Source organism: Pseudomonas sp. C6002 (genome assembly GCF_013385805.1).
GTDB lineage: Bacteria > Pseudomonadota > Gammaproteobacteria > Pseudomonadales > Pseudomonadaceae > Aquipseudomonas.
Genome location: NZ_JACAPH010000039.1, coordinates 64,602 through 90,000, shown reverse-complemented (window position 1 = coordinate 90,000; position 25,399 = coordinate 64,602). Strand labels below are relative to the sequence as shown.

Annotated in this window: 24 protein-coding genes and 1 pseudogene; 11 read left to right on the top strand and 14 right to left on the bottom strand. The window is 59.0% G+C overall.

Annotation, left to right across the window (positions count from 1 at the left end; genetic code table 11):
- Positions 1-3: 3 nt before the first annotated feature.
- Both HX817_RS27630 and argF read right to left on the bottom strand, forming a co-directional pair.
- Positions 4-1,113: an ABC transporter ATP-binding protein gene (locus HX817_RS27630; protein ID WP_008433494.1), complete on the bottom strand. Its 1,110-nt coding sequence runs from the start codon at positions 1,111-1,113 to the stop codon at positions 4-6.
- Positions 1,110-2,030, bottom strand: a complete 921-nt coding sequence (gene argF / locus HX817_RS27625; protein ID WP_134327267.1) for an ornithine carbamoyltransferase — start codon at positions 2,028-2,030, stop codon at positions 1,110-1,112. The genes HX817_RS27630 and argF overlap by 4 nt, the downstream gene beginning before the upstream one ends.
- Positions 2,031-2,475: 445 nt before the next feature.
- On the opposite strand from argF, the gene HX817_RS27620 reads away from it, so the two are divergent.
- Both HX817_RS27620 and grxD read left to right on the top strand, forming a co-directional pair.
- Entirely contained in the window at positions 2,476-4,572 is a 2,097-nt protein-coding gene (locus HX817_RS27620) for a molybdopterin oxidoreductase family protein (RefSeq protein ID WP_177036168.1), read from the top strand.
- A 99-nt stretch (positions 4,573-4,671) separates the two neighbouring features.
- Positions 4,672-5,010 carry a Grx4 family monothiol glutaredoxin gene (gene grxD, locus HX817_RS27615; protein ID WP_003208710.1) on the top strand — a complete coding sequence of 113 codons (339 nt, stop codon included), beginning with the start codon at positions 4,672-4,674 and terminating at the stop codon, positions 5,008-5,010.
- Between the two features lie 78 nt (positions 5,011-5,088).
- On the opposite strand, the gene bfr is transcribed toward grxD, so the two are convergent.
- Together bfr and HX817_RS27605 are read right to left on the bottom strand one after the other, a co-directional pair.
- Positions 5,089-5,559 carry a bacterioferritin gene (gene bfr, locus HX817_RS27610; RefSeq protein WP_008433502.1) on the bottom strand — a complete coding sequence of 157 codons (471 nt, stop codon included), beginning with the start codon at positions 5,557-5,559 and terminating at the stop codon, positions 5,089-5,091.
- Positions 5,560-5,759: 200 nt separating this feature from the next.
- On the bottom strand, positions 5,760-5,978 hold the full coding sequence (locus tag HX817_RS27605; protein ID WP_003208706.1) for a bacterioferritin-associated ferredoxin: 219 nt from the start codon (positions 5,976-5,978) through the stop codon (positions 5,760-5,762).
- A 237-nt stretch (positions 5,979-6,215) separates the two neighbouring features.
- On the opposite strand from HX817_RS27605, the gene HX817_RS27600 reads away from it, so the two are divergent.
- Entirely contained in the window at positions 6,216-6,818 is a 603-nt protein-coding gene (locus HX817_RS27600; RefSeq protein ID WP_003172097.1) for a peroxiredoxin, read from the top strand.
- Between the two features lie 63 nt (positions 6,819-6,881).
- Here HX817_RS27600 and rnt read toward each other — a convergent pair whose 3' ends face one another.
- Together rnt and pyrC are read right to left on the bottom strand one after the other, a co-directional pair.
- A complete protein-coding gene (gene rnt, locus HX817_RS27595; RefSeq protein WP_003208704.1) occupies positions 6,882-7,559 on the bottom strand; it encodes a ribonuclease T in 678 nt (225 codons plus the stop codon).
- A complete protein-coding gene (gene pyrC / locus HX817_RS27590; RefSeq protein WP_003208703.1) occupies positions 7,556-8,602 on the bottom strand; it encodes a dihydroorotase in 1,047 nt (348 codons plus the stop codon). Before pyrC ends, rnt begins: the two co-directional genes overlap by 4 nt.
- Before the next feature lie 156 nt (positions 8,603-8,758).
- Here pyrC and HX817_RS27585 point away from each other — a divergent pair, with 156 nt between their 5' ends.
- The 3 genes from HX817_RS27585 (at position 8,759) to HX817_RS27575 (ending at position 12,303) form a co-directional block, all read left to right on the top strand.
- A complete protein-coding gene (locus HX817_RS27585) occupies positions 8,759-9,667 on the top strand; it encodes an OmpA family protein (RefSeq protein WP_087695280.1) in 909 nt (302 codons plus the stop codon).
- Positions 9,668-9,796: 129 nt separating this feature from the next.
- The gene (locus tag HX817_RS27580; protein WP_003208700.1) at positions 9,797-11,014 is read left to right on the top strand and encodes an argininosuccinate synthase; all 1,218 of its coding nucleotides are present in this window, start codon (positions 9,797-9,799) and stop codon (positions 11,012-11,014) included.
- 656 nt (positions 11,015-11,670) lie between these two features.
- The gene (locus HX817_RS27575) at positions 11,671-12,303 is read left to right on the top strand and encodes a response regulator transcription factor (RefSeq protein WP_003208698.1); all 633 of its coding nucleotides are present in this window, start codon (positions 11,671-11,673) and stop codon (positions 12,301-12,303) included.
- A gap of 71 nt (positions 12,304-12,374) precedes the next feature.
- Here HX817_RS27575 and HX817_RS27570 read toward each other — a convergent pair whose 3' ends face one another.
- The 4 genes and pseudogenes from HX817_RS27570 to metG all read right to left on the bottom strand — a co-directional run bounded on the left by HX817_RS27570 (position 12,375) and on the right by metG (position 16,451).
- Positions 12,375-12,560, bottom strand: coding sequence for a PA3496 family putative envelope integrity protein (locus HX817_RS27570; RefSeq protein WP_003208696.1), 186 nt, complete (start codon positions 12,558-12,560; stop codon positions 12,375-12,377).
- 107 nt (positions 12,561-12,667) lie between these two features.
- A complete protein-coding gene (gene nth, locus HX817_RS27565; RefSeq protein WP_010170146.1) occupies positions 12,668-13,306 on the bottom strand; it encodes an endonuclease III in 639 nt (212 codons plus the stop codon).
- 150 nt (positions 13,307-13,456) lie between these two features.
- Positions 13,457-14,278 (bottom strand): annotated as a pseudogene (gene rsxB / locus HX817_RS27560) (electron transport complex subunit RsxB); the annotation flags it as partial.
- A gap of 121 nt (positions 14,279-14,399) precedes the next feature.
- Complete coding sequence (gene metG / locus HX817_RS27555; protein WP_177041862.1) at positions 14,400-16,451, bottom strand: methionine--tRNA ligase; 2,052 nt, start codon at positions 16,449-16,451, stop codon at positions 14,400-14,402.
- Between the two features lie 172 nt (positions 16,452-16,623).
- Here metG and apbC point away from each other — a divergent pair, with 172 nt between their 5' ends.
- Entirely contained in the window at positions 16,624-17,718 is a 1,095-nt protein-coding gene (gene apbC, locus HX817_RS27550) for an iron-sulfur cluster carrier protein ApbC (protein WP_087695282.1), read from the top strand.
- Between the two features lie 496 nt (positions 17,719-18,214).
- Here the strand turns inward: apbC and fdxA are convergent, their stop codons facing one another.
- The 4 genes from fdxA to HX817_RS27530 all read right to left on the bottom strand — a co-directional run bounded on the left by fdxA (position 18,215) and on the right by HX817_RS27530 (position 22,415).
- Positions 18,215-18,538 (bottom strand): ferredoxin FdxA, encoded by a 324-nt coding sequence (gene fdxA / locus HX817_RS27545; RefSeq protein ID WP_003208688.1) that lies wholly within the window; start codon positions 18,536-18,538, stop codon positions 18,215-18,217.
- Between the two features lie 142 nt (positions 18,539-18,680).
- Positions 18,681-21,260: a DNA mismatch repair protein MutS gene (gene mutS / locus HX817_RS27540; protein WP_087695283.1), complete on the bottom strand. Its 2,580-nt coding sequence runs from the start codon at positions 21,258-21,260 to the stop codon at positions 18,681-18,683.
- A 232-nt stretch (positions 21,261-21,492) separates the two neighbouring features.
- Positions 21,493-21,663: a hypothetical protein gene (locus HX817_RS27535; RefSeq protein WP_003208685.1), complete on the bottom strand. Its 171-nt coding sequence runs from the start codon at positions 21,661-21,663 to the stop codon at positions 21,493-21,495.
- The gene (locus HX817_RS27530; protein WP_256345545.1) at positions 21,663-22,415 is read right to left on the bottom strand and encodes a zeta toxin family protein; all 753 of its coding nucleotides are present in this window, start codon (positions 22,413-22,415) and stop codon (positions 21,663-21,665) included. Before HX817_RS27530 ends, HX817_RS27535 begins: the two co-directional genes overlap by 1 nt.
- Before the next feature lie 142 nt (positions 22,416-22,557).
- Between HX817_RS27530 and HX817_RS27525 the strand changes: the two genes are divergently transcribed.
- The 4 genes from HX817_RS27525 to HX817_RS27510 all read left to right on the top strand — a co-directional run bounded on the left by HX817_RS27525 (position 22,558) and on the right by HX817_RS27510 (position 25,390).
- Entirely contained in the window at positions 22,558-23,292 is a 735-nt protein-coding gene (locus tag HX817_RS27525) for an XRE family transcriptional regulator (RefSeq protein WP_177041853.1), read from the top strand.
- 609 nt (positions 23,293-23,901) lie between these two features.
- Positions 23,902-24,240, top strand: a complete 339-nt coding sequence (locus tag HX817_RS27520) for a phage holin family protein (RefSeq protein WP_003208680.1) — start codon at positions 23,902-23,904, stop codon at positions 24,238-24,240.
- Positions 24,241-24,262: 22 nt separating this feature from the next.
- A complete protein-coding gene (locus tag HX817_RS27515) occupies positions 24,263-24,778 on the top strand; it encodes a hypothetical protein (protein ID WP_177041851.1) in 516 nt (171 codons plus the stop codon).
- A gap of 3 nt (positions 24,779-24,781) precedes the next feature.
- Entirely contained in the window at positions 24,782-25,390 is a 609-nt protein-coding gene (locus tag HX817_RS27510; protein ID WP_177041848.1) for a phage baseplate assembly protein V, read from the top strand.
- Positions 25,391-25,399: the final 9 nt, after the last annotated feature.

Genomic DNA, 25,399 nt, shown 5'->3' with positions numbered 1-25,399 from the left:
ACGTCAGGAGGCGGTGCTGTAGCGTCGAACGCCTGACTCAACCTGAGGGATTTGTGCTGCGGTGCTGCCTGAGGCCTGGAACAACACCAGGTGCTCGGCTGCCACGCGAATGCCCACGTCGGCACCGACCAAGTGATCGGCGTGGCTGGGGAAGATCGACTCCAGCTGAGCGCCTGTCGGCAGCTGCAAGCGATACAGGGTCGACGCGCCGAGGAACGTCTTGCCGACAATCCGCGCCTTCAAGGCGCTGTCCGGTGCATAAACGATGTCGTCCGGGCGCAGCAACACATCCACCGCGCCGCCGGTTGGCCAGGTGTAGGCACGATTGCCGCGCAACTCCCCCAGTTCGGTGGTAACCGATTCCGGCGTGTTCAACTGCCCGCGAATGAAGTAACCCTGGCCAATGAAGCTGGCGACAAAGGGTGTCAGCGGTTCGTGATAGAGGTTGTAGGGTGTATCCCACTGCTCCAGGCGACCCTCCTTGAACACACCGACATGGTCACTCACTGCGAAGGCTTCTTCCTGGTCGTGGGTCACCAGAATCGCACTGGTGCCCCGCGCCTTGAGGATATCGCGTACTTCGTGGCTGAGTTTGCGCCGCAGTTCGCCGTCGAGGTTGGAGAAGGGTTCGTCCAGCAGCAACAATTGCGGTTCCGGCGCCAGGGCGCGAGCCAGGGCGACGCGTTGCTGCTGGCCGCCCGAGAGTTCGTGGGGGAAGCGCTTGCCGAGGTTTTTCAGGTTCACCAGTTCCAGCAATTCAGCGACCACACGCTCTTTTTGCGGGTGCTTGCGAATGCCGAAGGCGATGTTGTCGGCCACGCTGAGGTGTGGAAACAGCGCGTAGTCCTGGAACACCATGCCGATCCGACGTTTCTCCGGAGCCAGTGTGAAACCGGCGCTGGAGATGACTTCGCCTGCCAGGCTGATCTCGCCTTCATGCACCGGCTCAAACCCGGCAATCGCTCGCAGCGTGGTGGTCTTGCCGCAGCCCGAGGAGCCCAGCAGGCAACCGATGTCGCCGGCGTTGAGGTGCAGATTGAGGTTCTGCACCACCCGTTGGTCTTGATAGCCGCATGCCAGATTGCGCAGGTTCAGCAGTAATGGCTGGCTCATGCAGGACGGTACGCCGGCGCAACCAGAAACTCGAGCAGGGCTTTTTGTGCGTGCAGGCGGTTTTCCGCCTGGGCCCAGGCTACTGAACGTTGATCGTCCAGCAGGTCGAGACTGATTTCTTCGCCACGGTGGGCGGGCAGGCAGTGCATGAACAGCACGTCCGGCGCGGCCAGGTCGAGCAGGGCGCGGGTGACCTGGAACGGGGCGAAGAGCTTGAGGCGCTTGGCGGTTTCCTCTTCCTGGCCCATGGAGGTCCACACGTCGGTGCTCACCAGGTGTGCGCCGATGACCGCCTCACGCGGGTCGCGGACGATGGTCACGCGGTCGCCGGCCTCGGCCAGGAAGCGTGCATCCGGCTCGTAGCCTTCAGGGCAGGCAACGCGCAATTTGAAGTCGAACTGGATCGCCGCTTCTATATAGCTGTTGCACATGTTGTTGCCGTCGCCGATCCAGGCCACGGTCTTGCCCTGGATCGAGCCGCGCTGTTCGAGGAAGGTTTGCATGTCGGCCAGCAACTGGCAGGGGTGCAGGTCATCGGACAGGCCGTTGATCACGGGCACTCGGGAGTTGGCGGCAAATTCGGTCAGGGTGCTGTGGGCGAAGGTACGGATCATCACCGCATCCAGCATGCTCGACATCACGATCGCGCAATCGCTGATCGGCTCGCCACGGCCCAGTTGGGTATCGCGAGGTGACAGGAAGATAGCCTGGCCGCCGAGCTGAATCATGCCGGCTTCGAAAGACACGCGGGTGCGGGTGGACGACTTCTCGAAAATCATCCCGAGCACGCGGTTTTTCAAAGGCTCGAACAGTACGCCGCGGTTACGCAGGTCTTTAAGCTCAATGCCTCGACGGAGCACGCTGACCAGCTCTTCGGGCGTGCAATCCATCAGGGAGAGAAAGTGCCTTGCGCTCATCATTAACTACCTTTTTGCAACAGACCGCAGATACTCAAAGCCTGGTTTATTTTGAAAACGGGCGAGACCTGCGGCGAAAGCCGCACGGGGCGACGAAATAGGGGAAGGCGCGATCTTATAATTAAATGTCGCGTCTTACCAATAGGGCTACAGTTTTTAGGGGAGTTCAAGGACGCGGGGAGGGCGCTTTTGAAGCCTGTTTCCTGACAGCAGCGGGTCATTTGTACACTGGCGCTGCGCCACATTGCAATGCGTGAGGGCGGGCTGAGGCCGGGCTGCGTCGGTTTCAGCGGGCTGCCGAAGGCTTCTGAAACATTTCCTGATGTTTCCTCATGGCCTGGCCTGATGCCTCTGGATTCACACGACGAACGTTACTGGCGCTGCTGCCCCGGGCGGGCCATAGTTTTCGTCCGAAGCGCCTAGCCCACAATAAAAGAGACTGGCCATGACCAAGACTCTCCACCACCGTGCCTGCCATCTGTGCGAAGCCATCTGCGGCCTCACACTGGAAACTACCCAGGGCGAAGACGCAAGCCTGGCGATCACCTCGATCAAGGGCGACCCCCTGGATACGTTCAGCCGTGGCCATATCTGCCCCAAGGCCGTGGCCCTGCAAGACATCCAGAATGACCCGGACCGCCTGCACCAGCCCATGTTGCGGGTGGGCAGCGAATGGCAGCCGATCCCGTGGGAAGACGCCTTTGTACTTGTAGCCGAGCGCCTGGCCGCGATTCAGACGCGTCACGGGCAGAATGCTGTGGCGGTGTACCAGGGCAATCCGAGCGTGCACAACTATGGCCTGATGACCCATAGCAACTACTTCCTTGGCCAGCTGAAGACCCGCAATCGTTTTTCCGCCACCTCGGTGGACCAGTTACCCCACCACCTCACCAGCCACCTGATGTACGGCCACGGCCTGTTGCTGCCGATCCCGGACATCGACCATACCGATTTCATGCTGATCCTCGGCGGCAACCCGCTGGCGTCCAACGGCAGCATCATGACCGTGCCGGATGTAGAGAAGCGCCTGAAGGCCATCCAGGCTCGCGGCGGCAAAGTCGTGGTGGTTGATCCGCGCCGCAGCGAGACGGCGGCGATGGCCGACCAGCATCTGTTCGTGCGCCCGGGCGGTGATGCGGCGTTGTTGTTCGGATTGCTCAATACACTGTTTGCCGAGAACCTGACCCGTGACAGTCACCTGCCGGTGGACGGCCTGGATGACGTGCGCCACGCCGTGGCCGGATTCACCGCCGAGGCCATGAGCCGTCAATGTGCGGTGCCCGCCGAGCAGATCCGCCAGTTGGCCCGGGACTTCGCTGCGGCCGACACAGCGGTGTGTTATGGCCGCATGGGCGTTTCGACCCAGGCGTTCGGCACGCTGTGCCATTGGCTGGTGCAGTTGATCAACCTGGTGACCGGTAATCTGGATCGAGTCGGCGGGGCCTTGTGCACCACGCCGGCAGTCGACCTGGTGGCTTCCACCTCCGGCGGGCATTTCAATCGCTGGCAAAGCCGGGTTTCCGGGCGACCCGAGTACGGGGGCGAGCTGCCGGTATCGGCACTGGCTGAAGAAATGCTCACTGAGGGTGAAGGGCAAATCCGTGCGCTGGTGACGGTGGCGGGCAATCCGGTGCTCTCCACGCCCAACGGCCGGCAACTGGAGCAGGCGCTGGATGGCCTGGAGTTCATGGTCAGCATCGACCTGTATATCAACGAGACCACGCGTTATGCCGACCTGATCCTGCCGTCCACCTCGGCCCTGGAAAACGATCACTACGACACCACCTTCAATATGTTCGCGGTGCGTAACGTCACCCGTTTCAATCGCGCCATCCTGCCGAAACCCGAGGGTGCGTTGCATGACTGGGAAATCTTCGTCGGCCTGGCCCGGGCGTTTGCCGAGAAGACGGGTAATACACTCAAACCGACGATGCCGCCTGCGCAGATGATCGACTTCGGGCTGCGGGCCGGGCCTTATGGTGACAGGTTGTCCATTGCCGCGCTGGCCGATCACCCTCATGGCCTGGACCTCGGGCCGCTGAAACCCAACCTCGCAGGCCGCCTGAAAACCGCCAATGGCCATCTGCAGGCCGCACCATCGGTAATCCTCGCCGACCTGGCGCGCTTTGCCGCGCAGCCGGTGCCCGAGGTGAATGAGTTGCTGCTGATCGGCCGCCGGCATGTGCGCAGCAACAACTCCTGGATGCATAACTACCACCGGCTGGTGAAGGGCAAGCCTCGCCATCAACTGCTGATGCATCCGGATGACCTTGCCCATCGCCAGTTGACTGACGGGCAGCGGGTACGGGTCAGCTCGCGGATCGGCATGATCGAGGTGGAAGTGTTGGCCAGTCTCGACATGATGCCCGGCGTGGTCAGCCTGCCTCACGGTTGGGGCCACGGCCGCCCTGGCGTGCAGATGACCATCGCCAGCGGGCAGCCGGGGGCGAGCGCGAATGACCTGACGGATGAGCGGCAACTGGATGAGCTGTCGGGCAACGCAGCGTTGAACGGCGTGCCGGTGCAGGTGGCGGCGGCGTAAGGATTGTCTGTCGGGGAGTCCGAGCGTCACGCTGGGGTTTGCGTTACAATGCGCCACCGTGCCGACCCATGAGTCGGAAAGTTCCAGCCGAGGTGTTCCATGGATATCATCGAAACGATCAAAGAGCAGATTGCCAACAACACTATTCTGCTTTACATGAAGGGCGCCCCTAACGCTCCCCAGTGTGGCTTCTCCGCAAAGGCTTCCCAGGCAATCATGCAATGTGGCGAGAAGTTCGCCTACGTGGATATCCTGCAGAACCCGGAAATCCGCGCCAACCTGCCGAAGTACGCCAACTGGCCAACCTTCCCGCAGCTGTGGGTTGCCGGTGAGCTGGTCGGCGGTAGCGACATCATCACCGAAATGGCGGCTGATGGTTCGTTGCAGGCACTGATCAAAGACGCAGCGGCCAAAGCAGCTGCGAAGACCGAAGCCTGATTTGTTTTAGGCCGCGGCAATAAAAAGCCCCGCTTCTCGAAAGAGAGCGGGGCTTTTTAGTGGCCGGGAATTGAAGGGTTATTCACCCATCTGCGATTGCAGGTAATTCTCGATAGTCACTTTGTCGATCAGGCCGATTTGGGTTTCCAGCCAGTCGATGTGTTCTTCCTGGTCTTCAAGGATATCTTCCAGCAGTTCACGGCTGCCGAAGTCGCCCTTGGATTCGCAATGGGCAATGGCGGCCTTCAGGTCGGTGTGGCTCTTGCGCTCGAAGTTCAGGTCGCAGTTGATCATTTCCTGGGTGTGCTCGCCGATGTTCAGCTTGCCCAGGTCCTGCACGTTCGGCAGGCCTTCCAGGAACAGGATGCGCTTGATCAGCGCGTCAGCGTCCTTCATGGCCTTGATGGATTCTTTGTATTCACGCTTGCCCAGCTTTTCCAGGCCCCAATCGTCATACATGCGCGCATGCAGGAAGTACTGATTGATCGCGACCAGTTCATTGGCAAGGATTTTGTTGAGTTGCTGGATGACTGTGATGTCGCCTTTCATGATTGGGGTCCTGCCCTGTATTCGCTGTATATAAGGCGGAGTTTGAGCTGCGCATTTACTACTGTCAAACCTAAGTTATTGAATAATAAATGAAAATTAATCGGAATAAGAATGTTTGTGTTCCGCGTCTTGGCGCTAACTGTTTGAATTTCGGGCATAAAAAAACCGGACACTAAGTCCGGTTCTTTAAAACACGCTGATTAAGCGTGTGTAAATTCTGCTGAGTAGGGGATCGCAGCCTGGGCAGTTTGCAGCTGCGTCAGGGTTTCCCGTACCACTTGCTTGGCGAGGCAGGCGCATTTGCCGCATTGGCTGGCAACGCCGGTGGTTTCACGTACCTCCTTGTAGCTGCAGCAACCTTCGTAGATTGCTTCGCGGATTTGTCCGTCGGTGACGCCAGTGCAAAGGCAGACATACATAAGGGAGAACCATCGCGGTTTAAGGCTTAAGTGCGACGGATCTTAATGTTAACGAGAATGATTGTCAAAGTAGTTTCTCAAGCCTTGGTGTTTGCACGCGGCTTCACTGACGAACGGCTTTTTTCCGGTATGATGGTCGGTCTTCACGAAGCGTGATCACGTCACAGGCTTGTCGTTTAGCTGCGGCACACTGGGACGGATCCTTTTACTTCAGTCACCACCATCAGGAGATACCCAATGAGCGTACTCGTCGGCAAACAAGCCCCGGATTTCGACGTACCCGCCGTCCTCGGCAATGGCGAAATCGTAGACAGCTTCAAACTGTCTGAAGCCATCAAAGGCAAATACGGCCTGGTGTTCTTCTACCCGCTGGACTTCACCTTCGTCTGCCCATCGGAGCTGATCGCCCTGGATCACCGCATGGACGATTTCAAGGCGCGTAATGTTGAAGTGGTTGCCGTTTCCATCGACTCCCATTTCACCCACAACGCCTGGCGCAACACCGCCATCAATGATGGCGGCATCGGCAAAGTCAAATACACCATGGCTGCCGACATGAAGCACGACATCGCCAAGGCCTACGACGTTGAGTCCGAAGGCGGCGTGGCATTCCGTGGCGCGTTCCTGATCGACGACAAGGGCGTTGTACGCTCGCAGATCATCAACGACCTGCCGCTGGGCCGTAACATGGAAGAGCTGATCCGTCTGGTCGACGCCCTGCAATTCCACGAAGAGCACGGCGAAGTTTGCCCTGCCAACTGGAAAAAAGGCGACAAGGGCATGAACGCTTCGCCAGAAGGCGTTGCGGCTTACCTGACCGAGAACGCTGGCAAGCTGTAAGCCACGTTCGAAGCAAAAAAACCGGCCTGAGAAGGCCGGTTTTTTTATGTGCGGGATTTGGCTTCAGTCGCCGAAGTCTTCCCAGCCGCCCATCTGTTTCCAACGGTTGACGATGCCGCAGAACAGCTCGGCGGTCTTCTCGGTGTCGTAGCGAGCCGAGTGGGCCTCACGACCGTCGAAGTCGATACCGGCAGCCTGGCAGGCCTTCGCCAGCACGGTCTGGCCATAGGCCAAACCGGCCAGGGTCGCAGTATCGAAGCTGGAGAACGGGTGAAACGGGTTGCGTTTCATGTCCAGGCGCGCCACGGCGGCGTTGAGGAAGCCCAGGTCGAAGCTGCTGTTGTGGCCCACCAGGATCGCGCGTTTGCAGCCATTGGCCTTCAGGGCCTTGCGTACGCCACGGAAGATGTCGGTCAGCGCCGCTTCTTCACTGACGGCCATGCGCAGTGGGTGATCAAGCTTGATCCCGGTGAACTCCAGGGCCGCCGCTTCGATGTTGGCACCTTCGAACGGCTCGACGCGGAAGAAGTGGGTGTGTTCCGGGAACACGAAACCCTGTTCATCCATGCCGATGGTCGTGGCGGCGATTTCCAGCAGCGCGTCAGTGGCGCAATTGAAGCCGCCGGTTTCTACGTCGATGACAACCGGCAGGTAGCCACGGAAACGCTCGGCCATCGGGTGACGGGAACCGCCACCACCGCCGCCGTGTTCCTGGTCGTCGTCGTAATGGTCTTCACTCACGGGTGTTCCTCCAGCAGGCGCCAGCGCAGTGTTTCACCGGCGCGCAGCGGGATAACGGTCAGCTCGCCAAACGGCAGGCTGGTGGGGGCGGTCCAGTCTTCACGGACCAGGGTAATGCGGTCGGTATTCGCCGGCAGGCCATAGAAACGCGGGCCGTTGAGGCTGGCGAACCCTTCAAGCTTGTCCAGGGCGTTGCGTTGTTCGAACGCTTCGGCATACAACTCGATCGCCGCATAGGCGGTATAGCAACCGGCACAACCACACGCGGCTTCCTTGGCGTGTTGGGCGTGAGGTGCAGAGTCGGTACCGAGGAAAAATTTCTCGCTGCCACTGGTGGCGGCATCGAGCAGCGCTACCTGGTGCGTGTTGCGCTTGAGAATCGGCAGGCAATAGAAGTGCGGCCGAATCCCGCCCACCAGCATGTGGTTGCGGTTGTACAGCAGGTGATGCGCGGTGATGGTCGCGCCGACGTTGGCCGAAGCCTCGGTGACGAACTGCACGGCATCGGCGGTGGTGATGTGCTCGAACACCACCTTGAGGGTTGGGAACAGCTCGACAACTCGGCGCATGTGCTCGTCGATGAAGATCTTTTCACGATCGAACACATCGACATCGCCACGGGTGACTTCACCGTGGATCAGCAACGGCATGCCCACTTCGGCCATGGCTTCGATGGCCGGCAGGATCTTGTCGATACTGGTGACGCCGGAATCGGAGTTGGTGGTCGCGCCGGCCGGGTACAGCTTGGCGGCGTGCACGAAACCACTGGCCTTGGCCTGGCGGATTTCTTCGGGCTGGGTGCGGTCGGTCAGGTACAGCACCATCAACGGTTCGAAGCGGCTGCCGGCCGGTCGTGCAGCGAGAATGCGCTGGCGATAGGCGTCGGCTTCCGCGGCGTTACGCACCGGAGGTACCAGGTTAGGCATGATGATGGCGCGGCCAAACGTGCGCGCTACATCGGCCACGGTTTGGGGCAACGCAGCACCATCGCGAAGATGAATATGCCAGTCGTCGGGACGCAGCAGGGTCAGGCGGTCGGACATTGGGGATTCCAGGCGGGTCAATCTGGTGGGAATGCTACCGGAAAAGACTCTTGCAGGCACTCGCTATCAAGTTTTGCAGGATGCGACCGATATCCCTGGGTATGCCTTAACGATGTATGACGCCTTGATGTGTTGTAGAAACCAGTGGAGCCTCCCGTGCGCCAGCATTATCTAGCCCTGCTCAGTGTTTTCGCCAGCCTGCCCGCGATGGCCCTCACGTTCCAGACACGTCTGGAGAATATTGAGTGGAAAGTGGAGGGCGATAAATTCGAGTGCCGCTTGACCCAGCCGATCACCGATTTCGGCTCGGGCGAGTTCGTGCGCCGGGCCGGCGAGCAGGCGACGTTTCGCCTGAAAGCCTTTAACGGCTCGTTGGGTGCCGGTTCCGCAACCCTGTTGGCGGCGGCTGCGCCGTGGCAGCCGGGGCGTGGCGATATCAACCTGGGGGCGGTGCGTGTCGGCAGTGGCGATGTGCTGTTCAACAGCTCCCAGGCCCAGGCCGGGCGTTTGTTTACCGGCCTGCTCGAAGGGCGCAGCCCGACGGTGCGCCACTATAGCCGCGACGGCGGTTACTCAGAGATCCGCCTGCTGCCGGCGAAATTCAGCAAGGCCTACAACGACTACCAACTCTGCACTACCAAGCTGCTGCCGATGAATTTCGAGCAGGTCAAACAGACCGAGGTGGGTTTCCCGGGTGGCGGCATCGAACTGGACGCGGCGGCCAGGAAAAAGCTCTCGGTGATTCTCGAGTTCATGAAAGCCGACCCGACGGTTAACCACGTCGAGTTGAATGGCCACTCCGACAACAGCGGCAATCGCCTGACCAATCGCGATGTTTCACGGCGTCGTGCATTGGCGGTGATGGACTACTTCAAGGCCAATGGCATCCAGGAATCGCAGATTACCCTGCGCTTTCATGGCGAAAGCTATCCGCTGGCGCCGAACACCAACGCGGCCAACCGGGCGAAAAACCGCCGGGTGAATATTCAGCTCGAACGGGTGGCAGCCCCCGAGAAACCGGCGCCCCAGGCCAAGGCGCCAGGCAACGCTGCCGCCACCTCATAAGGTGCGACGTTTCGTCGCCCGCTCGACATAATCTGTCGCTTTATCTTCATTTGCTGTCGCGCCTCTGTAATTTCACGGTTTTGGTCGGTAGAATCGACGCCTTTCCGTACAACCCCGTGGAGTGATGGCATGGCCGACGTAAACAAGGTCGTTCTCGCGTATTCCGGCGGCCTGGACACTTCGGTGATCCTCAAGTGGCTGCAGGATACTTATAACTGTGAAGTGGTGACCTTCACCGCTGACCTGGGTCAGGGCGAAGAAGTCGAACCTGCACGTGCCAAGGCGCAAGCCATGGGCGTGAAAGAGATCTACATTGACGACCTGCGCGAAGAGTTCGTCCGCGATTTCGTTTTCCCGATGTTTCGCGCCAACACTGTCTACGAAGGCGAGTACCTGCTGGGTACTTCCATCGCACGTCCGCTGATCGCCAAGCGCCTGATCGAAATCGCCAACGAAACCGGCGCCGACGCCATTTCCCATGGCGCCACCGGCAAGGGCAACGACCAGGTGCGTTTCGAACTGGGCGCCTACGCCTTGAAGCCAGGCGTAAAAGTGATTGCTCCGTGGCGTGAATGGGACCTGCTGTCCCGTGAAAAGCTGATGGACTACGCCGAAAAGCACGCGATCCCGATCGAGCGTCACGGCAAGAAGAAGTCCCCGTACTCGATGGACGCCAACTTGCTGCACATCTCCTATGAAGGCGGCGTGCTGGAAGACACCTGGACCGAGCACGAAGAAGACATGTGGAAATGGACCGTCTCCCCGGAGAACGCTCCTGACAAGGCCCAGTACCTGGAACTGACCTACCGCAACGGCGACATCGTCGCGCTGGACGGCGTCGAAATGACCCCGGCCACCGTACTGGCGACCTTGAACCGTATCGGTGGCGAACACGGTATCGGCCGCCTCGACATCGTCGAGAACCGTTACGTGGGCATGAAGTCCCGTGGTTGCTACGAAACCCCGGGCGGCACCATCATGCTGCGCGCTCACCGCGCCATTGAGTCCATCACCCTGGACCGTGAAGTGGCTCACCTCAAAGACGAGTTGATGCCCAAGTACGCCAGCCTGATCTACACCGGCTACTGGTGGAGCCCTGAGCGTCTGATGCTGCAACAGATGATCGACGCTTCCCAGGTCCACGTGAACGGCGTTGTGCGCCTGAAGCTGTACAAGGGCAACGTGATCGTGACCGGTCGCAAGTCCGATGAGTCGTTGTTCGACGCCAACATCGCCACTTTTGAAGAAGATGGCGGCGCCTACAACCAGGCAGACGCGGCAGGCTTCATCAAGCTGAACGCGTTGCGCATGCGCATTGCGGCCAACAAAGGTCGCAAGTTGTTCTGAGTGTTGTAAGTTGCAATGAAAAATGGCCCCTCAAGGGGCCATTTTTTTTGGTTGAAAATACATCCGGAATCATCGGGCGCGCGCCTGTGTTTATTGTTCGCTTCGAAAAAGTTCAGGTACTCCAGGAGATGATCTGGAGTGTTTATATTTTTACGGGGGCAATGTTTATTAATTTCGCTCGATAAGTGATGCATTGTTGAAAGTGAGATTTTTTCTTGTAGGCAGGAACTATGTACTACAGAAAATTCACTCAGAAATGTACCGCGAATATGTCAGATGCTGACATGCCTGTAGGATTTATGGAGCGTTAGTAATTATGTCGAATGGAACTTTTAAAAACCCGATTTCCCTCCGGGTTCACAGGTCTTCTGACAGCGCACAAGGGGCATTTCCTGAAACTTGTGTACGGCGCGTTTACCCGGGCCCGCGTAATCCTGGGAATTTTCACTCAAAATATGTTTGTGCTCGGAAAGTTCTGAAAGCCCCAACAAAACTGGATAGCTCCGATCTGGCGTTTTTTTGTAGGTTAAATCCTATGTCTTTGTGGGTTAGGTCTCTGCTTGCTGTTGCTTGGGGGGGAGCGCTATGCCAAGCGAGAAACGACTAGGCTATTGTGCTTACTCTTAATAATTCGAACAGCGAAATTGGACTTGCCCATGAATAAAGTGCTGATCGTGGATGATCATCCCGTCATTCGTCTTGCTGTGCGTATGCTAATGGAACGTCATAGTTATGAGGTCGTTGCCGAGACCGATAACGGTGTCGATGCCTTGCAACTTGCGCGCGAGCATATGCCGGACATTGTCATACTGGACATTGGAATTCCCAAACTCGATGGCCTGGAAGTTATATGCCGGCTGTCATCAACCAAACAGGCACATCCCTTCAAGGTGCTGGTGCTGACGTCCCAGGCGCCCGGGCATTTCTCGATGCGGTGCATGCAGGCGGGTGCTGCCGGCTACGTGTGCAAGCAACAGGATCTCACCGAGCTGTTGAGCGCGGTCAAGGCGGTGCTGTGCGGGTACAGCTACTTCCCCAACCAGGCGTTGAACTCGGTGCGCTCCACAATGGGTAACGCCAGCGAAGCGGACATGGTCGAGCGCCTGTCCGGCCGGGAGATGATGGTGTTGCAGCAGTTGGCCCGCGGCAAGACCAACAAAGAGATCGCCGATGGCATGTTCCTGAGCAACAAGACTGTGAGCACCTACAAGACCCGCTTGCTGCTCAAGCTCAACGCCCGCTCGCTGGTGGACTTGATCGAGCTGGCCCAGCGAAACGGCCTGGTGTAGGCCGGCCTCACATTTACATCCAGTCAGAAAAAAGCCTCCGCAAGGGAGGCTTCTGTTTATCGTTGGATCGATTAGAGATCGAAGTCGTAATCGGCCAACTGTTTTTGCAAGCGCCGCTCTTCCAGAAGGTTGTCGATGGTGCGGCGTTTGCTCAAATTGGTCTTGGCCACCTCTACCGGTGCTTCTGCTGCATCATCGTCGGATTCAGCGCCAACAACGTCGTCTTCTACATCCAGTTGTTCTTTGCCAGTGCTCATAAGGTTAACTCCAGGCTAAGACTGCCGTTGGCGCTCCTTATAACGATAATCTCGGGCCTGGTAAAAAAGATTTTTTCAATCGACTCATCGATAAAAGCAATGATGGCTCAATCGTCGGAAGTCTTTTCCTTGTATTCGCACAGGTCTTCGATGCGGCAGCTGCCACAGCGCGGCTTGCGGGCCTGGCAGACATAGCGTCCGTGAAGGATCAACCAGTGATGCGAGTCCAGCAGATACGGCTTGGGCACGAACTTCATCAGCTGTTTTTCCACCTCCACCACATTTTTTCCGCGGGCAATACCGGTTCGGTTGCTGACCCGAAAGATGTGCGTGTCCACCGCCATGGTCAACTGGCGAAATGCCGTATTGAGCACCACATTGGCGGTTTTTCGGCCAACACCCGGAAGGGCTTCCAGGGCTTCGCGCGTTTGCGGTACTTCGCTGCCGTGCAGTTCCACCAGCAGCCGGCATGTCTCGATGACATTCTTCGCCTTGCTGTTGTACAGGCCGATGGTCTTGATGTATTCGGACAAGCCCTCAACCCCCAGCGCGTAGATCGCCTCCGGGGTGTTCGCCACCGGATACAACTTGGCGGTGGCCTTGTTGACGCCGACGTCTGTGGACTGGGCCGAGAGAATCACGGCGATCAGCAACTCGAACGGCGAGGAGTAGGCCAGTTCGGTTTTCGGTTCCGGGTTGTCTTCGTGAAGCCGGCGGAAAATTTCCAGGCGTTTTGCGGCGTTCATGGGGCGAGCGGTTCCTTGCGGACAGTCAGTGTGGTTACGAAAAACGGGCCCAATAACCCGAGCAGGATAAACGCGGCGTGCACCGGCAGTACACGCTTCATCACGTGGGGCCGGTGCTCAAGGGGTTCAGGTGCGGGCATCAGCCACCACCAGTGCCGCAAGCGCCTGCTCTGCCGTTTCGAAGTGCTGTTGCAGAATGATCAACTGCGACTGCTGTTCAAAGGTCGGCGGGTGGCCGAAAGCTTTCAGGGATTTGTGCAATTGGGCGCGGCTCATGGCCAGGTTGATCTTGGCCTTCTTCAAGGCGGCGTCCATGGCCGCGGCTTTTTGTGCACGAACCCGCTCAATGGCCGCCTGGACCGGGTTGACCGTGGCCGCAGCTACCGGGGCGGCGCGCTTGGAGCGTGCCTGGCGTTCGGCAAGTTTCTGTTCCTCTTCGCGTTGCAGCCGCGCGTTGCGCTGTTCAAACCGTCGCCGGGCCCGGTCGCGCTTGAGGCTGCGTGCCTCGCGTTCATGATCATTGGAGGCCAGCCCGCCGACAATCGGTACCACGGTGCTCAACGGACGCATTTCGATGCAATCAACCGGGCAGGGTGCTACACACAGGTCGCAACCCGTGCACTCGTCGACAATCACCGTGTGCATCAATTTGGCAGCACCGACGATAGCGTCCACCGGGCAGGCCTGGATGCATTTGGTACAGCCGATGCACTCCGCTTCACGGATAAACGCGATCTGTGCGGGCGCTTCCCCTCGAGATGTGTCCAACTCCAGCACCGGGAGCTTCAACAGCTGCGCCAGGCCTGTAATGGTTTCCTGGCCGCCCGGAGGGCACTTGTTGATCGCCTCGCCTTGGGCAATGCCTTCTGCGTAGGGCTTGCAGCCAGGATGCCCACATTTGCCACACTGGGTTTGCGGCAGCAGGGCGTCGATACGTTGAATCAGGCTCATGGTTTGATCATTGCGTTGGAACCCGGAAAAGCCACAGCCAACAACGGGCCGACAGCAAACAGAATCCGATTATCCGGCAAGCGAGGAGGGGGTACTAGCTGAAACCGCCCCATGGCCGAGACCATGAGGCAGTTAGCCATTGTTACTTGATGCGCTGACCCGGCTTGGCGCCGCTGTCCGGGCTCAACAGGTAGATCTCTTCACCGCCAGGGCCGGCCGCCATCACCATGCCTTCGGAGATACCGAACTTCATTTTCCGCGGCTTGAGGTTGGCGATCATCATGGTCAGGCGACCATCGAGCTTGGATGGGTCCGGATAGGCGCTCTTGATCCCCGAGAACACGTTGCGTTGTTCATCACCGATGTCCAGGGTCAGGCGCAGCAGCTTGTCGGCGCCTTCCACGGCTTCGGCCTTGAGGATCAGGGCCACCCGCAAGTCCACCGCAGCGAAGGCGTCGAAGTCGATTTCCGGCGACAACGGATCTTTCGCCAGTTCGCCATTGCCCGCAGGTGCAGCGTCGCCGGTATCGGTCTTGCTGGCCTCGAGGTCTTCTTTCGATGCGTCGGTCATGGCCTGCACTTTTACCGGGTCGATACGGGTCATCAGCGGCTTGAACTCATTCAACTGATGGTTGCCGAGCAGTGTCGCATGGTCATTCCAGATCAGCGGCGGCACATTGAGGAACGCCTCGGCGTCGGCTGCCAGCAATGGCAACACCGGCTTGAGGAAGATCACCAACTGACGGAACAGGTTGACGCCCGTGGCGCAGATCGCCTGGACTTCAGCCTGCTTGCCTTCCTGCTTGTTCAGCGACCACGGCGCCTTGTCGGCGATCCAGGCGTTGGCGCGGTCGGCCAGGCCCATGATTTCGCGCATGGCCCGGGCAAAGTCGCGAGCTTCATAGGCATCGGCGATGCTCGGCGCGGCGGCCAGGAATGCATCGGTCAACTCAGGTGCGGCATTTTCAGCCACCAGCACCCCGGCGTTGCCCTTTTGGATAAACCCGGCGCAACGGCTGGCGATGTTGACGACCTTGCCCACCAGGTCCGAGTTGACCTTCTGTACGAAGTCTTCCAGGTTCAGGTCCAGGTCGTCGACACCACGGCCCAGCTTGGAGGCGTAGTAGTAGCGCAGGTATTCCGGCGACAGGTGGTCCAGGTAGGTGCGCGCCTTGATAAAGGTGCCACGGGACTTGGACATCTTCTGGCCGTTGACCGTCAGGTAACCGTGCACGGCAATGCCGGTTGGCTTGCGATAGCCCGAACCTTCAAGCATTGCAGGCCAGAACAGCGCGTGGAAGTTGACGATGTCCTTGCCGATGAAGTGGTACAGCTCGGCCGTGGAGTCCTTGTTCCAGAACGCGTCGAAGTCCAGCTCCGGCGTGCGGTCGCACAGGTTCTTGAAGCTGGCCATGTAGCCGATCGGCGCGTCCAGCCACACGTAGAAGTACTTGCCTGGCTCGCCCGGGATCTCAAAGCCGAAGTACGGCGCATCGCGGGAGATGTCCCACTGTTGCAGGCCGGCGTCCAGCCATTCGGCGATCTTGTTCGCCACGGCGTCCTGCAGGGTGCCGCTGCGGGTCCAGGTTTGCAGCATCTGCTGGAAATCCGGGAGCTTGAAGAAGAAGTGCTGGGAATCCTTGAGTACCGGGGTGGCGCCGGAGATGGCCGACTTCGGATCCTTCAGGTCGGTGGGCGCGTAAGTGGCGCCGCATTTCTCGCAGTTGTCGCCGTACTGGTCCTCAGTGCCGCATTTCGGGCAGGTGCCCTTGATGAAGCGGTCGGCCAGGAACATTTTCTTTTCCGGGTCGAAATACTGGGTGATCGAACGCGTGGCAATGTGCCCGGCGTCCTTGAGGCGCAGGTAGATCTGGCTCGACAGCTCGCGGTTTTCGTCGGAGTGGGTCGAGTGGAAGTTATCGAAATCCACCAGGAACTCGGCAAAGTCGGCGCTGTGTTCAGCCTGGACATTGGCGATCAGTTGTTCCGGGGTGATCCCTTCCTTCTCGGCGCGCAACATGATGGCCGAACCGTGGGCGTCGTCCGCGCAGACATAAATGCATTGATTGCCGCGATGCTTCTGGAAGCGCACCCACATATCGGTCTGGATGTACTCAAGCATATGGCCAAGGTGGATAGAACCATTGGCATAGGGCAGGGCGCTGGTGACGAGGATCTTGCGTGGCTCGGACATGGGGCTCGGCTACTTGATGAAACGGAGGTCGGCCACTATAAAGCGCCGGGAAATTTATTTCACCCCGTGCGGCTGTTTCCGGATTTTCCCACAGGCCGAAAGCGTGCCGCTGGAGCGCTGGAACGGTTAGGATAGCCGCCTGTTTTAGTCAGTCTTTTTTCGGGAGTAGCCCATGAGCGCCGTCAATCGCGCAGCGGTGGAAGCCGTTCTTCGCCAGTACACCGACCCCTACCTGAACCAGGACCCGGTCAGCGCCGGGTGCGTACGCGCCATCGACGTGCAGGGTGACAAGGTTTCGGTCCAGCTTGAGCTGGGCTACGCTGCAGGCCTGTTCAAGAGCGGCTGGGCGCAGATGCTGCAAATGGCCATCGAAGGCCTGGACGGCGTCAGCTCGGCCAGGGTCGACATCCAGTGCGTGATCGCCCCGCACAAGGCCCAGGCGCAGATTCCGGGCCTGGCCAACGTCAAGAACGTGGTGGCCGTGGCTTCCGGCAAGGGCGGCGTGGGCAAATCCACCACCGCCGCCAACCTGGCCCTGGCCCTGGCCCGGGAAGGCGCGCGGGTCGGGATTCTCGACGCCGACATCTATGGCCCGAGCCAGGGCGTGATGTTTGGCATCCCGGAAGGCACCCGGCCGAAGATCAAGGACCAGAAATGGTTCGTGCCGATCGAGTCCCATGGCGTGGAAGTCATGTCCATGGCCTTCCTGACCGACGACAACACACCGATGGTCTGGCGCGGCCCGATGGTATCCGGTGCGTTGCTGCAACTGGTCACGCAGACCGACTGGGGCAACCTGGACTACCTGGTGATCGATATGCCGCCCGGCACCGGCGATATCCAGCTGACCCTGGCGCAGAAAGTGCCGGTGGCCGGCGCGGTGATCGTCACCACACCGCAGGACCTGGCGCTGCTGGATGCCCGCAAGGGTGTGGAGATGTTCCGCAAGGTCAACATCCCGGTGCTGGGCGTCGTGGAAAACATGGCGGTGCACATCTGCTCCAACTGCGGCCACGCCGAGCATCTGTTCGGTGAAGGCGGCGGCGAGAAGCTCGCGACCCAGTACGGCGTTGAACTGCTGGCGTCATTGCCGCTGTCCATGGGGATTCGTGAGCAGGCTGATGGCGGCAAGCCAACGGTCGTTGCCGAGCCTGATGGCCAGATTGCCATGGTCTACCAGGAGCTGGCGCGCCACGTAGGCGCGCGAATCGTCCTGCAGGAAGCCGAGGCCCAGGCAATGCCGACGATTACTGTCAGCGACGACTGATCCACCGGATGGGAAAAAAGCCTCGACCTTGTCGGGGCTTTTTCTTGCCTGGTGAACACCAACGAGGCGTTTTTTACTCTTTTACGTAATTGCTGGTGTAAGCATTCACTTACTTTTTCGTAAGCGTTTGGGTTTTTTCATCGGCGGGGGCGTCTTGAATTGATTACCTATATTTCTATCTTATTGAAATATAACGATTATTTATTCGCGTTTGAGCGCTTAAATCGAAAATCCGGCGGGTTGGATCCCGTTGAACTTCCCCGTGAACTCTCTAAGATCAGTCCTGTGTCCACGGATTGACACAGTCATCAAGGAACGATGATTCAGGGAACCTCGCAGGATGCGATTCATCAGGACGATGAAAAGGAACACAGGGACTAGGGAAAAAATGTGGGCGGGTCATACCGCCCCTTTTTTTTGCCTGTAGAAAAGTGAAACCCGCCCCGCAGAAATGCAAAAAGGCCCGCAAGGGGCCTTTTGGAGGGCATCGACGCTATCAGCGTTCGAGGTCGGCAATCTTGCCTTTTTTGCCATCCCACTCTGCCGCATCCGGCATCGGGTCTTTGCGCTCAGTGATATTCGGCCAGATTTCCGCCAGCTCAACGTTCAACTGAATAAATTCCTGCATCTCTGCCGGGACTTCGTCCTCGGAGAAAATAGCGACGGCCGGGCATTCTGGTTCACACAGGGCGCAGTCAATGCACTCGTCCGGGTGGATGACCAGGAAATTCGGGCCTTCGTAGAAGCAGTCCACCGGACACACTTCTACGCAGTCGGTGTACTTGCACTTGATGCAGTTGTCGGTGACGACGAAGGTCATTTCTAATTTTCTCCTCAGGCGGCGGCAGCGAAACCCTTTGTGGCAGGGCTCGCGAGGTTCGGGAGCGATAGTCTGCAGGCCAGGCTAAAAGCCCGCAGCATCCCAAACCGCGCGAGAGTCTACCAGCTTGCAAGCGTCTGCGTTATATCCGAGTCTTCAGTGCATATAACATTTCGAGCGCTTTTCGCGGCGTCACGTCATCCAGGTCAAGCTTAGCCAACTCATCCAGTACCGGATGAGGCAGGCTGGCGAACATGTCGCTCTGGTGCGGCGCGCTGGGTTTGTTGCTGGCCTTGGCCGGGCTGGCCACGGGAATCTCATGGGGCAGCGCTGTTTCTTCCAGGCGGCTCAGGTGCTCGCGAGCACGGGTAATCACCTCGGCCGGCACCCCCGCCAGTTGCGCCACGGCCAGGCCGTAACTCTGGCTTGCCGGGCCGGGCAGCACGTGGTGCAGGAACACGATGCGCTCGTTGTGCTCGGTGGCATTGAGGTGCACGTTGGCTACCAACGGCTCGTTTTCCGGCAGCACGGTCAGTTCGAAGTAGTGCGTCGCGAACAGCGTATATGCCCGCAGGTGCGCCAAACGCTCGGCCGCCGCCCACGCCAGGGACAGCCCGTCGAAGGTGCTGGTGCCGCGGCCCACTTCGTCCATCAGCACCAGGCTGCGTTCGGTGGCGTTGTGCAGGATGTTGGCGGTTTCGCTCATTTCCACCATAAAGGTCGAACGGCCGCCGGCCAGGTCATCGCTGGAACCGATCCGGGTGAAGATGCGGTCCACCAGTGACAATTCGCAGCTTGCCGCCGGCACGAAGCTGCCGATATGCGCCAGCAGCACGATCAACGCGGTCTGACGCATGTAGGTGGATTTACCGCCCATGTTCGGACCGGTGATCACCAGCATGCGGGTGTCGTCGTCCAGCGACAGGTCGTTGGCGACGAACGGCGTGGTCAACACCTGCTCAACCACCGGGTGGCGACCTTGCACGATGCGCATGCACGGCTCGCTGACAAAGCGCGGGCAGTTCAGGTCAAGGTTCAGGGCACGCTCGGCCAGGTTGCTCAGTACATCCAGCTCGGCCAGGGCGGCGGCGGTGTCCTGCAACGGCGCAAGCTTGTCGATCAGGCTTTCGAGCAAGGCTTCGTAGAGCATTTTCTCCCGGGCCAGGGCGCGGCTTTTGGCCGACAGCGCCTTGTCTTCGAATTCTTTAAGCTCCGGAGTGATAAAGCGCTCGGCACCCTTGAGGGTCTGGCGGCGCTGGTAATCGATCGGCGCCTGCTCGGCCTGCTTGCTTGGCAACTCGATAAAGTAGCCGTGCACGCGGTTGTAGCCGACTTTCAGGTTGGCCAGGCCGGTGCGGGCTTTTTCACGGGCTTCCAGGTCAATCAGGAACTGCCCGGCGTTCTCGCTCAGGGATTGCAGCTCATCCAGCTCGGTGTCGTAACCGGTCTTCAACACGCCACCGTCACGGATGATCGCGGGCGGGTTGTCGATGATGGCTTTTTCCAGCAGCGCCGCCAGCTCCGGGTAGGTGCCGGTGGTGACTGCCAGCTGCTGCAGGTGCGGTGCTTCCAGTTCGGTCATCGCCGCTTGCAGTTGCGGCAGGGCGCCGAGGGCATCGCGCAGGCGTGCCAGGTCGCGGGGCCGCGCGTTACGCAGGCCGATCCGCGCCAGGATCCGCTCGATATCGCCGATTTCCTTGAGCTGCGGTTGCAGCTTTTCAAAGCGGTAGCGGTCGAGCAGGCAGGTAATAGAGGTCTGGCGGGCTTGCAGCACGGTCAAATCCCGCAGCGGGCGGTTCAACCAGCGGGTGAGCAAGCGGCTGCCCATGGCGGTCTGGCAACGGTCGACCACCGATTGCAGGGTGTTGTCGCGCCCGCCGGCGAGGTTGGTGTCCAGTTCCAGGTTGCGACGGCTGGCGCCATCCAGCACCACGGTGTCGTCCAGGCGTTCATGACGCAGGCTGCGCAAATGCGGCAGGGCAGTGCGCTGGGTTTCCTTGGCATAGCTGAGCAGGCAACCGGCGGCGCCGATGGCCAGGGTCAGGGTTTCGCAACCGAAGCCCTTGAGGTCTTGCACGGAGAATTGCTGGCACAGGCTTTTCAGCGCCGAATCACGCTCGAAATCCCACGGCGCACGACGCTTGGTCCCACGGCGACGTTCCGCCGGCAGGTCCTTTGGCCAGTCGTCCGGGATCATCAACTCCACCGGGTTGACGCGCTCAAGCTCCGCCAGCAGATTCTCCCAGCCCTTGATCTCCAGCACCGTGAAGTTGCCACTGGTGATATCCAGGACTGCCAGGCCGAACAGGCGTTCGTCCCCCAGTACTGCCGCGATCAGGTTGTCGCGACGCTCATCCAGCAGCGCCTCATCACTCACCGTACCCGGCGTGATGATGCGCACCACCTGGCGTTCCACCGGGCCCTTGCTGGTGGCCGGGTCGCCGATCTGCTCACAGATCACCACCGACTCGCCCAGCTTCACCAGCTTGACCAGGTAACCTTCCAACGAATGATATGGAATCCCGCACATCGGAATTGACTGCCCGGCCGACTGCCCGCGCGCGGTCAGGGTGATGTCCAGCAACTTGGCCGCCTTCTTCGCGTCTTCATAGAAGATCTCGTAGAAATCGCCCATGCGGTAGAACATCAACTGATCAGGGTGCTGGTTTTTCAGGCGCCAGTACTGCTGCATCATCGGGGTGTGGCTGGAGAGGTCGGTCATACGCGGGGTTCAGCTCTTCCTGTCGATTTTTGGCAAGGGTAAATAGGCTAATGGTACATTGATTTTTTATGCATTGTGGGCGGCTATACGATGTTGAATTCTCGCTACGAGCCTTATAAACGATGTGTTTGTCCTATGGTTTACGATGGAAACCAAGACAGATCGGGTTCGGTTGATCAATAAAAAAACCCGACGCTGGGTCGGGTTCTTTATTGCAGTGCCTTAGTAGATGTCAGGCTCGTTTTGCCTCAGCTGCCATCAATACAAGGTTCTGCTGTTTGGTCGCTTCGGTCAGCACTTCGCTGTATACGCGCTTTTTTTGATCAGATTTAGCGTTACGAATAAAGTCGGCAAAGGGGCTTTTTGCACCTTTGGTCAAGCCCAGCTTAATCGAAATCATCATTACGCTCCTGATGGTTGCCCGAGTCTGGCCTCAAGATCGGCCCGCGTGTGTCGCTCAGGAATATGGTAGTCAATTTTTTCGACACCGGCTTTGTACAATCGTCCCGAGTTGTCAATGTGCTTGAGCAGCAAATCCACGTGGATATCGCCGCCGTACTCTAGCTTAAGTGCGTTGACGACGTCACGTGCGGCAAAGTACTGGTCGATGAAATGCTCTTTACGAATCCTTCTTCCTTCTGCTTCTTCGCGAGCTTTGACGAAGTCCCAAGCGAGCCTCGGATCCTGGTAGACGTACAGAATCTGTACGAACCTGCCTTTTCTTAAGGAACGATCCACATTCCGCCTGGCGACATCAATGTTTGAAAATGTTCCGTCAAGGAGGAGCGACTGCTGTTGGTCCATCGCAAAATCCAGAATCTTCTCCACCAAAATAGAAACCCCTCTCTGGAATAACCAGGAGTTACCGCCGGTATAGGCAACAAATTCGCTACGAAGCTCATCGGGGTCAATTCGAAGGATCGGGGTGTCGGCAAAAAGATTCACGAGCGCGATTGATGCCTCGGTTTTTCCTGCACCCGGTGAGCCGGCCATGTAGACCGATACAGGCGCCTCTTCCGGAGGATAGATAGCTTTGTCGGTCAGACGCCTGGCAATCATTTTCTTGTTTGAGCGAGCAAAGCGCAGCGCTTCGTCTGAGACTTCTTGCTCTGACTGCGTCATGACTTTTCTGATTGGATCTGCAAAGTGCGTCATCAACAAACCCAGCATTTTTCCGATAGGCGCAGGTTAGCATGCGAGGCAGACCACAAATGGTTAGGTAAAAATCTGCAATCAATGCATTAAATATGCAAATAAGCATTTGCCAAGCATCAAAACTGTCTGCACTATCCGCGTTATGCAAAAACGCAACGTTTCTATCGTCTTAAGAGAGCTGCTGGACCGCGACCGGATCTCCCCCACGGAGCTTCACCGGCGTACCGGCGTGCCTCAATCCACACTGTCCCGGATCCTCAGCGGCAAGATCGTTGATCCGTCGGACAAGCACATCTCGCGCATCGCCGATTACTTCCAGGTCAGCACCGATCAGCTGCGCGGGCGCGTAGGGCTGGTGCCGGTGCGGTCGGACGAGCGTGACCCGATGCATTCGGAACTCAAGGACATAAGCCTGTGGGACGACGAAACACCCGTTAATGATGACGAGGTGTCGATCCCCTTTCTGCGCGAGGTTGAATTGGCTGCTGGATCAGGAAGATTCGTCATTGAGGAAAGCGAGAAGGCCAGCCTGCGATTCGGCAAGCGCAGCCTGCGGCATAACGGTGTGCAGTTCGACCAGGCCAAGTGCGTGACGGTGCGCGGCAACAGTATGTTGCCGGTGCTGCGCGACGGCGCCACCGTAGGTGTCAATGCGGGCAAATGCGGGATTGGTGACATCGTCGATGGCGATCTTTACGCCATCAATCACAACGGCCAGCTACGGGTGAAACAGCTCTATCGCCTGCCTTCCGGGATTCGCCTGCGTAGCTTCAACCGCGATGAACATCCGGACGAGGACTACAGCTTCCAGGAAATCCAGGATGAACAGATCAGCATCCTTGGTCACGTTTTCTGGTGGGGCATGTACGCCCGCTAACCCTTCTGTGTAAGACAAAGCCCGCCAGTGAGCGGGCTTTTTTTCGTCTGCGTAAAACCACCAAACCCTTTGCCTGCGGGGCTATAAATGCACCTGTGCATTCTTGCGCAAAAATAAATGCATTTATGCATTGACTGTATATGCATACATGCATATTCTTCGTCTCAAGCCAGCCAAGAAGGCCTGGTGGAGGCGGCAAGGATGCTGCCAAGGAAGACAAGGACGTTACGCAACACCGGCAAGGACGCCATCGAAGCGATGGCAAGGATGCCAGGCAATACCGGCAAGGATGCCGACGCTCTTTAGTTTCAAACCGCTTCAAGAACAGGCAGCGATGAACCGGCCTTAACGGTTCAGAGGGTTGGCAACTGGCCCGGGTGTGCAGCGTAAAGCACCAGAAGCAGTTATCCGGCAGACAGGGATCGTGGTCGGAAAAACATTGAGGAAAGAACCGTACCGCGCCAGTAGCGCCGAAAGTTCGAGGACATCATTACTGAAAAGCCCGGGCAACCGGGCTTTTTGGAATGCCTACCTAGAGAACCCATTCAAATTGAGACAAACACCTACAACCGGCGACCTGCCGGTATCACTCATTCCAGGAGGCGTGACATGACAAACGAGCAGCAAGCGTTGGCGGAAATGCCTATCTGGCTGGTCATCGTATTGGCGGTGATTGGCGGGGTTTCCGGAGAAATGTGGCGCGCCGACAAGGAAGGCGCCCGCGGTTGGTCGCTTATGCGGCGCCTGGCCCTGCGTTCGGGGGCCTGCATGGTGTGCGGGGTATCAGCCCTGATGCTGTGCTACGCCGCCGGCATGTCGATCTGGACGGCCGGCGCCATTGGGTGCCTGACCGCCATGGCCGGCGCCGACGTGGCCATCGGCCTTTATGAACGCTGGGCGGCCAAGCGCATCGGCGTCAACGAAGGCCCTGGCCGGGACCCGCAGTAACCGTTGCAAGGACGCTACTTAAATGACACTTATCGAAAAACCCTCCCAATTGCCCCAGGCCATCAGCGAGGCACTGCGCAGGGCGTTTCCGGAACTTAAGGTCGGCACTCATCAGGACTTTCAGGGCGCCGCGAACGACACCGGCGTGTTGATCACGGTCGAAGGCAATGGGCCGGGCCTTCGCTCCCGCGAGGGGCGCAAGGCCCATGCCCTGGGGATTTCACTCAAGGCCATGGTGGCCCCGGGTGCCTTGCCCTTTGATGCCTGCGACCTGGCCAGCCAACTGATGGACCTGGTGCTGGATAACCGCTGGAACCTGCCGCAGGCGCAGTGCGACCTGCCGACCAGCATTGTCGCTGCGCCTTCAATACGCACCAGCGCGGAGACGGACTACGACACCTGGACCGTCACCTTCACCCAAACCCTCTATATCGGGCCGCCGTTGCTCAACGATCCCACAGGCAAGCCGCTTTTTGCCTGCACCTGGGACGTCTCGAACATCGACGACCCCGACCAATACAAGCCGCTGGCGGAGTAGCCCATGTTCGACGCGCTGTTACGCATGCAGCTGGGGCCGATCGTGGAGCGCCTGGCGGAAATGGAAAGCCAGCTCGAAGACCTGTATCGACGCGCCGAAAGTTTCTGCCGCATCGGCGTGTGCCAGGAGGTCGACGCCGCCAGCAATACCTGCAAGGTCAGCCACGGCGAACTGCTCACCCCGGCGATCCGCTTTTTCAACCCCAGCGCCGGAGCGCAGACGGAAACCCGCATCCCGTCAGTAGGCGAGCAATGCTTGCTGCTCAACTACGGCGCCGGGGAGGGCGGGGCGCAATCGGTGGCCTTGTTCGGCTTGAACAGCGACCGCTTTCCACCGGTCTCCAGCGCTTCGACACTGACCCGGCGCCGCCATCAGGACGGCACCCAAAGCGACTACGACGACGCCAGCCATACCTTCAACTGGGTCAATGGCCCCACCACGTTCACAGGTTCCCGCGAACAGGTCGACATCAAGGTCGGCGCCGCCAGCCTCACGATGAGCGCCCAGGGCATCACGCTGCAAGTCGGCGGCACCAGCCTGTTGCTGGACGCCGGCGGCGCGCACTTCAGCGGCCCGGTGGTGGACCACCAGGGTCGAGTCATCAGCCCCTGACAAGGACAT